This window comes from Bacillus proteolyticus (genome assembly GCF_001884065.1).
GTDB classification, from domain to species: Bacteria; Bacillota; Bacilli; order Bacillales; family Bacillaceae_G; genus Bacillus_A; species Bacillus_A proteolyticus.
The window spans coordinates 1-13,953 of record NZ_MACH01000117.1 but is presented as its reverse complement, the minus strand read 5'-3'; the positions used below and the strand labels follow the sequence as shown (position 1 = coordinate 13,953).

Below are 13,953 nucleotides of genomic sequence, written 5' to 3'. Positions count from 1 at the left end.
ATATCCCATTTATGATTCTCCTCATTCTGTTTTGCAAAAGTTTAGCTTACTTTTAAAAACTTTGCAACAGAACCATAAAAGTTCTACTGAAATTGAGTTAATTCCAACAGATTTCCATGCTAATATACCACATATAGGCTCAGCATCAGATTAAAGAGGAGGAAAATAAAATGAACAAAATAATAAAGCAAGTATTAAATGAAATAATTGATTCGGAAATGGTAGTATCAAAAAAAGAAGATGCATATAAGTCAATCGAAACAATTGAACGAATATATGGTATAGATTTACCATTAGACTACAAAGAGTTTTTGCTTGAATATGGAGGGTGTTTTATTAAGGATAATAGAATGTACCAGCCAATTAAAGTTACCCCTGTAACTCCCAAGAATGGTTTTGACTCGATAGGTGGCTTTTATGGTATTACTAGTGATGCCTATGAAATTGAATCAATCATTCAAACTTATAAGGATATTTTAGGAAGTAGTGTAATGCCTATTGCAGATGCAGACGGGGGAGATTTAATATGTATAGGCTTAAAAGATAAATACAGGGGTAAAATTTATTATTGGTATCATGAAGGTGAAACAATAAACGAAGATGGAAAAGAATATTATTATCTTATAGCAAACTCTTTTGAAGAATTTATTTTAAAATTTTCAATTCATGAAAGAGAAAATGTAAATTTAGATGACATCGAACTCTTTTTAGACGAAGATTTATTAAAAGATTAAATAATACCCAACAGTGAAAAGCAGCAGGTATTAGAAGAAAAGTAAATACAATCAAACCAGGGGGCGCATTTCATGTTTAATTTACAAGAAGATATGTATGAACAATTGAAAGAGAAAAAAGGGGAAGTCACTGTATTTTTAAAAAATGGCGTTCCAGTACGTGGACAGATTCTTGCAACAGATAAATTTGCCATTCTAATGATGGTTCATGGTAAGCAACAGCTAGTCTATAAACAAGTCATTTCTACAATTGCTATGTAATACATACTGGATTTATGTAAACATTTCCTGATATTATATTATTACCATATAAACTATAATATAAGTAATTCTTTTTATTATTTATATTTTGTTATTTCCTGTTGCAGAATCCTTATTATAAGGATTCCTTTTTTGTATCAAGAATCTACAAAAAAGAGATAAGATCGGAGAGTATGATCTTATCTTTGGCGTACCACCACACTGCCATCAACTTAAGAATTTTATAAGGCCCCAAAACAAAAGAATGTACATTTTCCCCTGAAGATGTCAATTTTTTCGTTTTGGGGTATTTGCTTTTCTTAGCTTGATGGTGATGGAGTGACAACTTTGTAATCTTCTTGTAAGGAAAATAGATATTTAGAATCTTCCGTTTATTATAGAGTGAAGGAGTACAAGGTTAATTTTACCCCGCATTAACGGGCAGTAAGACCCACACGGATTAAAGCTTCACTTTATTGTTGGTTTTTTGTCATTGGTAGAGATGAAAGCTGTGTGGTTAGTATGAAGCAGCAAACAAACAACCAGCGATACAATATGAATAGAGGAGAGGAATGCCTTATGAAAACACGTAGTCAAATTACATTTGCAAGTCTGGCTCTTTTAATAACGGGAAGTTCCCTGCTATACACATCGCCAACCTCAATTGTAAAAGCAGAGCCCAACCAAAATGTATCTAGTTTGTCACATACAAGCACTCAACGAGATCGTAATTCCGTCAAGCAAGCAATGCGGGATACATTGCAACTTGGATTTCCGGGGATACTTGCTAAAACTTCTGAGGGTGGAAAAACGTGGGGTTATGCCGCTGGGGTAGCGAATCTGAGCACCAAGAAACCAATGGAAACAGATTTTCGCTTTCGTATTGGCAGCGTGACGAAGACATTCACCGCAACGGTTGTACTTCAATTAGTTGGGGAGAACCGCCTGAATCTAGACGACTCCATCGAAAAATGGTTGCCTGGTGTCATTCAAGGAAACGGATATGATGGTAACCAGATTACTATCCGGCAGATATTGAACCATACAAGTGGTATCGCTGACTACTTAAATTCAAAAGACGTTGATCTGATGAATACAAAAAAAACATATACCGCTGAAGAAATAGTGAAGATTGGGCTTTCTCTGCCTCCAGACTTCGCCCCTGGAAAGGGCTGGTCTTATTCAAACACAGGATACGTATTACTGGGTATCCTTATTGAAAAAGTAACCGGAAACAGCTATGCGGAAGAGATTGAAAATCGGATGATTGAACCGCTTGAGTTGTCGAATACATTCCTACCTGGCAATTCAAGCGTTATTCCAGGCACTAAGCATGCCCGTGGATATGTCCAACCAGACGGAGCAAGTGAGTTAAAAGACGTTACTTATTATAACCCAAGTATAGCTAGCTCGGCTGGAGAGATGATTTCTACTGCTGACGACTTAAACAAATTCTTTTCTTCCTTGCTCGGTGGCAAATTACTGAAGGAACAGCAACTAAAACAAATGCTTACTACAGTTCCTACAGGATTTGATGAAATCAGCGGATATGGTCTTGGAATCTATGAAACTAAGCTTCCAAACGGTGTCTCGATATGGGGACACACAGGTAGCATTCCAGGGTTTGTTACTCTTGTTGGAGGTACACTTGGGGGCAAGCATACGTTGACCATCAATTTTAACAGTACGGATAGAGCTAACAGTCCTGATCCTTTTAAAAATATTTTACTTGCTGAATTTAGCAAGTGAGCAAAAAGGAAAACAGGATAAATTTTGTCATAGTTTTTATAGGTGTCACGCAATAACTTGAAAACTTACAAATTTATGCTATTTAAAAATATATAAACTTAAAGCACTTGATTGTCATTTATGGCAACAAGTGCTTTTTTCATAGATATATTAAGACTCGATAAATAAAATATAAATTGTATATGTGGATTGGTAAATGAAATAAAATAAGTCGTGAATATTATATAAAAGATAAGACTTACTTAGGTAATATAGATAAAGAGTTATACAAGAAGTTAGACAAAGGCTCTAAAATAGAAGTACTAGAATATAAAGGAAAGACAATCATGTATGATAGTTACGATGTAAAGTAAGGGGGATTATATTGAAAAAGAAACGGTTTAGAATTGGTTGTATTGTAGTGTTTCTAGTGTGTACGTTCCTACTCATAGGGGTAGGAACGTACAACGAGATACAAGTCAGACAACATGGTAAGTCAAGTATAGCGGAAGTCGTAGACATGAAAGAGTACACATCTAGAGGGGTTAAGACTTATGAAATCAAGTACAAAGTAGATGGTGAAACGCACACAGGTAGCGTAAGTAAGAAAGTATACAAACGTTTAGACATTGGTTCTCGCATTGAGGTTGTTGAGTACAAAGGAAAGACTATGCTATTTGAAAGTTACGGTTCAAAGTAAGGGGTATGAATAGTGAATCATAGACGTAAGAAAAAGAAGAATCCAATACACGTAGAAAAAGTACCAAATAGGGTAGAACGCATAGGAAAAGAAGAGAAACCGAAAGAGGAGCAGAGTAACAAGTTTGTTGACATTCTCCTTGGTATTCTTCTTTTCCCACTTATTATAGGGGCAGTATTAGAAGGTTCTAGGGGAAAGTTAAGTAAAAAGGCAACTCTTGTGGTTATAAGTGTTATTGTTTTCATCTTAGTTGGGGTAGTTATAATAGGAAACAAATAAAGGGGTATGTTATGAGTGAAAAGAAATTCATAAACTTAGAGAAAGATCCAGAGTATGTAGACGACTATGTTGTATTTAAGAGTACAAAGTTTGGAAAAACCTACTACTTAGATTCACCTGTGAAAGAGTATACAGAGTATGAACTTGAAGAGTATATCATGAAACTTGAAGCATACAAGAAAAAGAGAAGGAAGAAGGCTTGGATGTATGTAGGTATTTTCGTATTATTCTGTTTGGTCTTGTCAGTTATAGAGGGGTATCAAAACGATGAATTAGTTAAAAACGGCAAAGTAAAAGAGGTTATGGTTCTTGGGAAACACATTGAAGAAGAGTATATCATACTGAAACACCCTACTTTAGAGTTGTTTGACAATAACAAAATGAAAAAGATATGGGTGAAACAGGAACTTTACGATAAGGTATATCCGACTGACAAGGTACGAATCATTGAGTACAAAGGTGAAGTTAAGTTAGACCCTAGATATGAGGATAAAGACTTAGTCATACAGAAGTATAAGTTTGGGAGGTAATTGTAATATGGTTGAGTAAGGGGCATTTTATCGGCCTGCTATGGACCATGTAAATGTACCTCCCATGAAGGATTTCCCTTTGATTCATATAAGATACCGTCACGTTCCCGTTTGGACTTGCAACATAAGATACGATTTCGTTAGGAATATATATGCTTTATTCTCTTTTGTTTTATTTTTGCACCAGAACTCTTTAACTGGAGTATTAGGAGTTAGACTGCTTTTTTATAAGTCCTCATAAATTTCTGGAATTGAGGGTTACTATTAATCTATAATTTATTTAAAATAAAGGTAGTGAAGAATAACTACTCTTCACCTGAAATAAATATGAAGGAGAATTATAATAATAATGACTTTTCCCAATAATGTTAACGGTATGTGTGAGTATTCAATAATAGAAATTAGATGCTTACCCTATAATTCTGAAACAATAAAATTTCAAAACGACTTTGTTCTTATTTGTAGTACATATCTTAATAAAAATGATAAAGCACATGGTCATACTACATTTGAAATCCAATCTGTAAAAGAATTATCTTATAATAATTCACACGTTAAAGAAGCCAAAAAGTTTGCATTCAAAGGTGGTACTTTAAGGATTAATGATTTTGTAAACATAATTGAGGTGAAAACTGATTATGATACAAAGATTATAGCAAACCTTTCTTACCAATATTCTAAAGATCAAGAGATGGAATATATACAAAATAAAGACTTACTCCTATTTTCTACTTCAGTAGGAATCAAAGGTTCTTTTTCTAACGTTCCTTATCTTTATCTACCACCAGAATTTAAGACCTACATGGACTACTATGATGCTCATCAAGAATCTAAAATTCTCCATGATGCTTATTATACTTTGTGTCGAAGCACAAAAGAAGATAGTGAATTCATTGAACAATTTAAGGAACTACAAGATAAACAAAGTATTTTAGAAAAAGATTTATATGATCGTTATTTACAAAACACATATAAGGACTAAATGAATTTCGTAAACTATCCCCACTTCCAGCTTGTTTAGAAGTGATCGCTTCCTAAATTCACCTATCTTGCGTGTTTATTTCTATACAAGTACAAGAACTAATCATGGATTAGGCTATCTCGTTAGTTTATATAGTTCGATAAAACGTATGTTTTATTATGAAAAAATAGTAATTCATCTCCCACCTATTTGTTGGTGCCATGCACCTACATACAAATTGAAGAGAGAGAGGAATCACCTAAATTTAGTTAAAATGATTAGATGCTGTAAATATACACATCAGATAAACAAATAAAATAAAAAAAAGAATCCCATATCATATATGTTTATGGGATTCTTTTTTTATCTAGTACTGGTCCATTGTTACACAGACCTCAATTTATCGTTTGTTAATTGTTTAATTTTATTAATAAACTACATAGATTCATATTAGCGTTTGATATCCGTTAATATTTTCTGATATCCCATTGCTTTCGGGCTACCGATCTGAATTTTATTTGTTAACTCATTATTATAGATTGTTGTTGCTTTCGCAAATTGATTACGATCCCATTGGTGATCTTTAGCAATTTGTTCATCAGATAAATTATAGTATGAATAAGTTACACGTCCTTCTACATCTGGAATTGGATCATCGAAGGTTGTATCAAGATGGTACCATTTCCCCTCAATTTTCACTAGATTCCAAGCATGAGGTTGTCCATTTCCAGTCCCTGTTACAATATGACCTTCTACTCCTGCCTCTTTTAACAATTGATAAGTTAATAATGCATATCCTTGACAAACAGCAGAACGGTTTGCTAAAGCTTCATATGCCGTATAAGCCTGGAAAGAAGTATCATACGAAACATGTTTTACGACATAATCATGAATCGCTTTTACTTTTTCATGTTCATCCATACCAGCTTTAACAATAGAAGCGATAACTGATTTTGCTTGTGTCTTTACATAGTTCATTTGCTCTTTTGATTCACGGTATGTAATTTTTAATGTAAATACATAATCTCCTGGAATACCACGAATAGAATATTGTGTATTTGCAACGTTATATTTCATGTATTCATTTGAATCAACTGTCTCATCATATGCTTTAACAAGCGTATCCATAACTTCTCTAATATTAGATTGTTTAGATTTATATGTTATAGTTATATCTTCTTCATGATTATTAATATAATTTTTCATGTCTTTTTTATAAGCTTCTAATAGTTGTACCTCAGTTTGTACACTCGTATCTTCTTTATTTGGTTTTGTCACATCAGGATTTTGTGTATTTAATTGTTCCCTATAATTTAATGCATTAAATAAAAACTGTGCATACTGTTCACGAGTTACAGTTTTATTTGGTTCAAAACCTCCATTACCTGTACCTGATGCAATTTTATTCGACTGTACGGCACTAATAGCGTCCTTCGCCCATGAATTATCTGGTACATCATTAAAAGTATGTTTACTTAACACAGGAACTTTAAAAGCAGTCTTGATGACCTGTGCCATTTCTGCACGACTTAATGATTCTTTTGGTCGAAATGCCCCATTTTGATCGCCTTTAAAGACTCCTATGTCTGTCAAAAATAGAATCTCTTCTAGGAACATTGTTGAGTTTTTATTAATGTCCTTATATGGATTTTTAAGCTGAGACCCATCTTGCATAATATAAAAAGAGTTGTCCTTATTAAGAGTGCCTCCTTTTTTAGCAGGAGCTAGCACACGATAAATTAAAGCTGCCACCTGTTCACGAGTAGCGTTATCTCCCAGGCCAAACACTCCATTTCCATATCCTCCGATAATATTACGATTAGCTAAGCTCGTAATGGCATTATTTGCCCAATGGTTTTTGGGAACATCATTAAATACAACTGAATTTCCCCCTGACTGGACTTCAGCTTTTACGGGATCACTACTTGTTCCTAACAATGCACCTCCTACCATCGTTAATGATGTTATTGATTTTAATAGTTTTTTACTCATAAATTCTCTCCTAATAATATATTAAAGTAATTAACTTTACTTCACTAAGTTTATTAAACAAGTGGTATCTTTTAACTAAAATTTATAGATTTACGATACGAGAAAGCCCCTGCAGGACTTAAGTCCGCCTTTAAGCATGGGATGAAAGTATCGCTTTTGCGTAGCAAAACATGTCAAATGGTCTCAAAGTCATGCAAAAGACTCTAAAACAATAATGTTCTCTAAAAAATGAATATTGTATGAGGTTGCACGAATCAATTTCACTTCGTGCGTAAAACAATACATGTCGTCAAGTACTAGACGCTAAAGCATAAGGAGAACCTATACGGTCTGTCATGGGAGTGGTGATAGCAAATCGCAATCTTGCACGTCAGCGATACCAGAAATGGACTTCGCCTTTGGTCTTTGGTAGCAAGAATCCCACTGACCTATGTCAGTTTGCCCCTTTAGGTAGGGGTGGGAGTGTCAAAAATGTACTATGAAAGACTTTTAGACAGATACAGTCTAGGATACTACAAAATACATATATAGTTTTATGCATTTATGCATTTTCTTCATTTTTTTAAAGTAATAGGAATATTTTGTATAATATTTAAAGGGTTTTTGATGTTTCTATGAAAATAAATCAAATTTTCTTATATTGATTCCGTAAAAAGCTATCGTACAAGATAAGAGATTTATTCTTTTGTTTCTCTTTTAAAGTTTCAAATTGATTAATGAAAGATTCTGAATAATCATGTTCTTTTGTGAAATGTTCTAATATTGAGTAAGCAGTGTGAAGAACTTCAGAATCGTGCTTAGCCTGATAATATTCTATATACTTCTTAAAATCCGGAGGAAGATATAAATAAGGAATATTAGACAATTGCCCCTTTGGCCCTTCAGAAATGGAAAATAAGAGTAAATCTTGCTCTTGTATATATTCCCTCTCTTGATCGCTATGATATTGATAGGAAAGTCTCGCTATGAATTTCGTATCATAGTCTGATTCCGCTTGAGTAATTGTTACAAAATCATTTATTTTCAAAGACCCACCTTGGTATACAAACTTCTTAGCATTTTTTACATTTGGATTATTATAAGACAGTTCTTTTATAGATTGAATTTCAAATGTAGTATGACCATGTGCTTTATCATTTTTGTTAAGATAAGTACTACAAATAAGTACAAAATTATCATAAAAATCGGGTGCTGTAGAAATACAAGGTAAACATTGAATTTCTATAATTGAATACTCATAAGACGTATTGATGTTACTTGGAAAAATCATTTTATAATTCTCCTTTAAATTTATTGCTCATGCCATATAATCGATCTTCATGAAAAATAGAAAAGCCATTATCGAATTGATAATGGCTTTTCACATACTTTTATATAGAATAAAAATCAGATGCCTATAGAAGTATAACACGAAATTCAATTAAAACAATGTGGCTCTGTTGCAAAGTTTGAAAAAACATAAACAGGTTGGTAAATGAGGAACAATGTTTAGGGAGAAGTTAGTTCCAAATTTGATAGATGAGATTTCCATATTCATGAACCGGTTCTGGTGCGCTTATATATTTTAAAAAGAAAAGACACCCTAAGGTGCCTTCCTCCGACTTGATAACCACTTTAATTTTAATAACATTGGACTCCCATCCAAATTAATTGTTTCCTATAATTTAATGCATTAATTATTATACCATGTTAAGTTATTTCGTTCATTTATGCTGGTCGTCTGTAGGCTGTTTTGTAGTCCATGTAGCGATTAATAAGAAAATAATAGCAATAACTACACCTAAAAGTCCTTGTTTGAGCCACATGGATAAGGCGAAATTTGAAGCAATAGCTAAAAAAATGAATATTACGGTATATTTATTGAATCTCATTACGAACAACCTTCCAACGGATCTATATTTAAGAAAATTTTACCATTCTCTTGTTTCGTAAAAAATAGTATTAAACAAAATTCAGATTCTTTATTTGCAATTAAAATCTATATTTTGTTGAAATTATTCTTTTAAAGGGGTGGGATCCCGAAAATGCGGGTGCTATCCTAAGTAAAGCACTATAACCCAACTACTTTTTATACAAGATTTTATGCAAAAAAAGAATAGCAGGGATTCTCCATTATCCTTGCTACCGATAATGGGACGTTATGTTAACTTTACATGCATGTTTATTAATCACCTGATTAGAGATATGTGATCTAAACTTAACCTATTCGAAGTACTAAGTTTTTTAATAAGAATAGTCATTTATTGTTATGATTAAATTTATAATATCTTTTAGGGAGGAACTCAATTTGAAGAAAACATTAATTGTTGGAGCATTATGCTTATCGATCGCTGCTTTAACTGTATTTATTAATGGCGATGAAGAGACATACACTGAAGCAAACAAAAATGATATTGTTTTACACTTATATAAAGAAAAATCTAGAAATCTAGAACGATTTGAAACATTTTCTCAAAATGTAAAAGATAAAAAAAGTGACGAAATACAAATTAAAAATTATTTCATTGACGAGGAGGCAAAAGTACCGAGTTTAGAAACTGTAACTTATCAAGATGAGAAATTTACTTTTACTAGCAAGTACAAAAACTACAATAGAAAGGATATTTGTAAGAAGTTCGTTACTCCTCAAGAAACACATGGTGTGGCATATATGCTAAGAGATTGCGAACAGTCAGAAGATGGTATTATACTTCATAATACAGCGGAGGATGGTGAAGGAGTACACTCCATAAAAGATAAATCTATTGAATTTATTGAAGTTGAGGGGAATAAGACCTACATATGCGTAAAACAATTTGATGTTGGAGCATTCGTGAACGCTATCACCCATATCGGGCATACACATTCAAATGCATCTAGTACACACAAGCCAAATTTCAAAGTAAATGTTCACTTTTTAAGTGGAACAACTCAAACATACTATTTGTGGATTGACAAAGAGAAATCACAAGGAATAATTATGGATTCAGAACACACAAACCAAGGACATGAAATCGATAAAATATTTGTAAATAACATCATAAAAGCGTTAAATTAAAACGACATATTTTAAACCCCATATAGTGACCCCTATGAATACATAAAAAAAGAAGAGAATTTTAAAAATTCTCTTCTTTTTTTATGTATTCATTAGCTGTTTAGTATATCGAAAAATGATGTAGAATTTACCTATTCTATTATAACAGTATTAAGCATGATTTTAAGATGAAATATTGCATATTAAAATGTATTGATATGAGTTGATACACTTAATATAATGAGAGTATAAGATTTACTACATCATAATATTAAAAAGGAGGAAATGATTATGGAAATCGCAATGGCAGTTTTAAAATTCATAGGTGGAGCAATTCCATTGGTTCAAGAACTTTTAAAAGCATTTATGTAAGTTTATTACTCCGTAATTATTTATAGGAATTATCAGACAAATGATCTGTATATCAAAGATAAATTGATGTGCAAATCATTTGTCTGAAAAAACTTTAAACAAGAAAAAGAATCCCAGAAATCATAAGGGATTCTTTTTCTGTATGTGTAATTATGGCTGTACCCCACACCCATCAACCTAACAGAACAGGTTGCCCCCAAAACGATAAAAATGAACTTCGTTTCTATAAAAAACACAGAATTTTCGTTAAGGGGGAACTTCAAAATGTTAACTTGATGGGCTGAACCCCTTATTCCCCCTTATCGAGGGGGGATTAGTGTTCAATTATATATATTAATTATGAACAAAATTCACCTATTAGCACTTAAAATATAGGTGGATTATTGCTTAGAAATAAATTTGTAATTGCGGGTGATTTTTATCTCGTTTACTGTAAAAATCACTATAGAAAGAGAGAAAAGGATTGTAATGGTAATAAAAATAGAAGAGATATACCAAGAGATATTGGACAGTAAAAGGAACAGATTTCCCAAAGGTACATGGAGTGATGATCAAGATAATAATCTAGCAAAACGTGTAATCAAGTATCTTATAGAAAAAGTTTTAAAGTGGGATAAAAAAACAATTCTTAAGAGTTGGAAATCCCAATTAATTATTAAATATAAATTAGGTGGTTTACTTAGCGTTAAATATCATGATAGCCCATATGTAATGATAAATGATGTTTATCCGAATTGTTTTAAAGAATGGGAATTTCAAATGACACCTAGGAACTATTGGACAAAGGAAAAGGCATTGGAAGCGTTAAAATGGACGATAGAAAAAAAAGAAAGGTTAACAGATAATAAACTATTGGAGGTTTATAACGTTCGGTGGTTATCTAATCATAATTTGAGTTCGCCTTGCCAAATTTTTTGGGGAGGTAGTCCTTACATAATGATAAATGAATTATATCCAGACCATTTTAAGGAATGGGAGTTTAAAAAAACTCCTAGTCGTTTATGGACAAGAAAAAAAGCGTTGGAAGCATTAAAATGGACGATAGAGGAAAGAAAACAAATGAATAATGAGGAGATAAGAAAAAAAATTAGTGTAATTTGGTTTTCAGAAATAGGCTTAAGGACCCCATTGGAGAGATATTGGAATGATAGTCCATTTAGTATGATAAATGAGTTATATCCTGGATGTTTTAAAGAGTGGGAATTCCAGAAAACACCTAAAAACTACTGGACAAGAAAAAAAGCGTTGGAAGCATTAAAATGGACGATAGAGGAAAAAGAAAAGTTAACTAATGAAGAACTTACAAAGGTCTATAGTAGAAGATGGATGATTAATCAAAGGTTAATAACTCCATTAGAGAGATTTTGGAAAAATAGTCCATATGCCATGCTACACGAGTTGTATCCAGGGAAATTTAAAGAATGGGAATTAAATAGGGCCCCTCGTGGATTTTGGACAAAGGAGAAAGCATTGGAAGCATTGAAATGGACGATAGAGGAAAAAGAAAAATTAACTAATGAAGAACTAATAAGGGTGTATAGTAGAAGGTGGATAATTAATCAAGGGTTAAGAACCCCATTAGATAGATTTTGGAATAAGAACCCACATACTATGTTAAGTGAACTATATCCTAATTAATTTATAAAAAATATGAAAGTTTAACATGAATGAAACTAAATCTTTCTTTTACGGGCTCTGTTGCAAAGTTTTTATATAAACAAAAAAATCCTAATTTAGTAGGTAGAGTTTATGCAACTTTGAATAGTTTCTCTAATTCATTGTACGTCGAAAAAACGAAGTTTGGTTGTTGCAAACTTCGTTTTTGTTTATATAGGGCATGAATAGTTTCGATGCTTTTCAAGTTACGTGAAGCATGGCGAAGACTTTGAAATCCTGCGGATTTGGAAAAACGTCGCTTGATATGTCTATGATCTTGTTCGATGAGATTATTCAAATGCTTGATTGTACAATGAATGGTATGCTTATAAAAGCCTTGCTCTCCCAATTTATTGAACGCGCAAAGTAACGCGGGAGTCTTGTCTGTTGTGAGAACCGTTGCTTCTCCTAATGTTTTTACTAGTCTTTTCATAAAGGCATAAGCCGCTTGATGATCTCGTTTTTTGCGAAGCTGAATATCCAATGTGTGTCCATCGTTATCAATTGCTCGATAGAGATAACGCCATTCGCCTTTCACTTTGATATAGGTTTCATCCAGGTGCCAAGACAGCTGCACAGATTTGTTTTTCTTTTTCCAAATCTGATAAATGAGATTTCCATGTTCATGAACCCATCACATGATAGTAGTGGGATGGACCGATACACCACGTTCTTTCAAAATTTCAGATACACCTCGATAACTTAAAGAAAAACGATAGTAGTAGCCGACGGCTACCAAAATAATATCTTGTTTGAACTATTTTCCTTTAAAATATCCCATTTATGATTCTCCTCATTCTGTTTTGCAAAAGTTTAGCTTACTTTTAAAAACTTTGCAACAGAATCGAAGGGACAAAAAGGGTAGAAAAGATAGGGATTTGCAAGGGAGCGTCTGCAAAAGTTTATAAATTATAACATATATATATACCTATAGTAGTTACGAAAAAGTAACAAAAATGCTATTTTCAAAAAAATTGCTTGATATATATTTTGAGTTTTTGTTATTATAAGCATATTTATTCTATATTTTTGCAAATGTACTAGAGGGAGTGCCATCATGTATGGTATGGTTGAAATCGCAAAGGAGAACAATATAAGTCTCTATCATTCTCTTCGGTTTCTGATTGAAACGCTCCCATTACTAAGACAAAAGAAAAATCTATGTTGGGTTTTCTTTTGTCTTAGTAGTGGGAGGAGCCCTAGTGTTATGTTATAACACTGAAATATGTAGGAGAAACTATAGATTTTGGTTGATTATATGGAATGAAAAATTAAATCGTTATTCTTTGGATTCAGACTACCATTATTCTCACTACTATTCTCACTATTATTCACACTATTATTCACATTAAAAGAGGTATAAGGAGGAAGGTATATCTATTAAGATGGAGAGATATACCAAGTTAGAAATGAACATTAAATTTAATAAAAAAGTAGTAGCATTCACGGCAGGATTAACGGTATTATCTTCACCATTGGTATCGTTTGCAGAGGAACAACAATCAGTAAACAATAAGCAACCTACAAGCGTTCAGGAACAAAGTAAAACAGACCAACTTCAAACATCAGATGAACAGGCTCTAAAAAGTATTGAAGCTAGTTTTGAAGAGGTAGACGGACGTGGTGGAGGTACTGTCGATAATAAGAAAGCAGACAGTCTTCAACGTTCAGAAGGTATTCATGAAGAAACAGGTACATTAACTGTTCCTAACAATTCAAACAGAACAAAACGTAGTCTGTCTTCC

Annotated in this window: 11 protein-coding genes and 2 pseudogenes; 10 read left to right on the top strand and 3 right to left on the bottom strand. The window is 32.8% G+C overall.

Features of this window, described 5'->3' with window-relative positions; translation table 11 throughout:
- Positions 1-170: 170 nt before the first annotated feature.
- The 7 genes from BAQ49_RS21800 to BAQ49_RS21765 all read left to right on the top strand — a co-directional run bounded on the left by BAQ49_RS21800 (position 171) and on the right by BAQ49_RS21765 (position 5,193).
- Positions 171-734: an SMI1/KNR4 family protein gene (locus BAQ49_RS21800; RefSeq protein WP_071747025.1), complete on the top strand. Its 564-nt coding sequence runs from the start codon at positions 171-173 to the stop codon at positions 732-734.
- Positions 735-806: 72 nt separating this feature from the next.
- Positions 807-995 (top strand): RNA chaperone Hfq, encoded by a 189-nt coding sequence (gene hfq / locus BAQ49_RS21795; RefSeq protein WP_071734791.1) that lies wholly within the window; start codon positions 807-809, stop codon positions 993-995.
- 558 nt (positions 996-1,553) lie between these two features.
- Positions 1,554-2,723: a serine hydrolase domain-containing protein gene (locus BAQ49_RS21785; RefSeq protein WP_071747023.1), complete on the top strand. Its 1,170-nt coding sequence runs from the start codon at positions 1,554-1,556 to the stop codon at positions 2,721-2,723.
- A 364-nt stretch (positions 2,724-3,087) separates the two neighbouring features.
- Positions 3,088-3,402, top strand: coding sequence for a hypothetical protein (locus tag BAQ49_RS21780; protein WP_071747022.1), 315 nt, complete (start codon positions 3,088-3,090; stop codon positions 3,400-3,402).
- A 12-nt stretch (positions 3,403-3,414) separates the two neighbouring features.
- The gene (locus tag BAQ49_RS21775; protein WP_071747021.1) at positions 3,415-3,681 is read left to right on the top strand and encodes a hypothetical protein; all 267 of its coding nucleotides are present in this window, start codon (positions 3,415-3,417) and stop codon (positions 3,679-3,681) included.
- A gap of 11 nt (positions 3,682-3,692) precedes the next feature.
- Positions 3,693-4,211, top strand: a complete 519-nt coding sequence (locus tag BAQ49_RS21770; protein ID WP_071734786.1) for a hypothetical protein — start codon at positions 3,693-3,695, stop codon at positions 4,209-4,211.
- Between the two features lie 349 nt (positions 4,212-4,560).
- Positions 4,561-5,193 (top strand): hypothetical protein, encoded by a 633-nt coding sequence (locus tag BAQ49_RS21765; RefSeq protein ID WP_000143834.1) that lies wholly within the window; start codon positions 4,561-4,563, stop codon positions 5,191-5,193.
- Positions 5,194-5,622: 429 nt separating this feature from the next.
- Here BAQ49_RS21765 and BAQ49_RS21760 read toward each other — a convergent pair whose 3' ends face one another.
- Complete coding sequence (locus BAQ49_RS21760; RefSeq protein ID WP_071747020.1) at positions 5,623-7,164, bottom strand: S-layer homology domain-containing protein; 1,542 nt, start codon at positions 7,162-7,164, stop codon at positions 5,623-5,625.
- Between the two features lie 625 nt (positions 7,165-7,789).
- On the bottom strand, positions 7,790-8,434 hold the full coding sequence (locus BAQ49_RS21755) for a hypothetical protein (protein WP_071747019.1): 645 nt from the start codon (positions 8,432-8,434) through the stop codon (positions 7,790-7,792).
- A 1,017-nt stretch (positions 8,435-9,451) separates the two neighbouring features.
- Between BAQ49_RS21755 and BAQ49_RS21750 the strand changes: the two genes are divergently transcribed.
- Complete coding sequence (locus tag BAQ49_RS21750; protein ID WP_071747018.1) at positions 9,452-10,201, top strand: YhfM domain-containing protein; 750 nt, start codon at positions 9,452-9,454, stop codon at positions 10,199-10,201.
- A gap of 819 nt (positions 10,202-11,020) precedes the next feature.
- Positions 11,021-12,190: a DUF4046 domain-containing protein gene (locus BAQ49_RS21740; RefSeq protein WP_071747026.1), complete on the top strand. Its 1,170-nt coding sequence runs from the start codon at positions 11,021-11,023 to the stop codon at positions 12,188-12,190.
- A gap of 109 nt (positions 12,191-12,299) precedes the next feature.
- Here the strand turns inward: BAQ49_RS21740 and BAQ49_RS21735 are convergent.
- Positions 12,300-12,953: pseudogene (locus tag BAQ49_RS21735) on the bottom strand (IS6 family transposase).
- A gap of 664 nt (positions 12,954-13,617) precedes the next feature.
- Between BAQ49_RS21735 and BAQ49_RS21730 the strand changes: the two are divergent.
- A pseudogene (locus BAQ49_RS21730) lies at positions 13,618-13,953 on the top strand (S-layer homology domain-containing protein); the annotation flags it as partial.

Coding starts and splice junctions, on each gene's coding strand:
- BAQ49_RS21800 (WP_071747025.1), top strand. CDS start 171: ATGAACAAAATAATAAAGCAAGTATTAAATGAAATAATTGATTCGGAA.
- hfq (WP_071734791.1), top strand. CDS start 807: ATGTTTAATTTACAAGAAGATATGTATGAACAATTGAAAGAGAAAAAA.
- BAQ49_RS21785 (WP_071747023.1), top strand. CDS start 1,554: ATGAAAACACGTAGTCAAATTACATTTGCAAGTCTGGCTCTTTTAATA.
- BAQ49_RS21770 (WP_071734786.1), top strand. CDS start 3,693: ATGAGTGAAAAGAAATTCATAAACTTAGAGAAAGATCCAGAGTATGTA.
- BAQ49_RS21765 (WP_000143834.1), top strand. CDS start 4,561: ATGACTTTTCCCAATAATGTTAACGGTATGTGTGAGTATTCAATAATA.
- BAQ49_RS21760 (WP_071747020.1), bottom strand. CDS start 7,164: ATGAGTAAAAAACTATTAAAATCAATAACATCATTAACGATGGTAGGA.
- BAQ49_RS21755 (WP_071747019.1), bottom strand. CDS start 8,434: ATGATTTTTCCAAGTAACATCAATACGTCTTATGAGTATTCAATTATA.
- BAQ49_RS21740 (WP_071747026.1), top strand. CDS start 11,021: ATGGTAATAAAAATAGAAGAGATATACCAAGAGATATTGGACAGTAAA.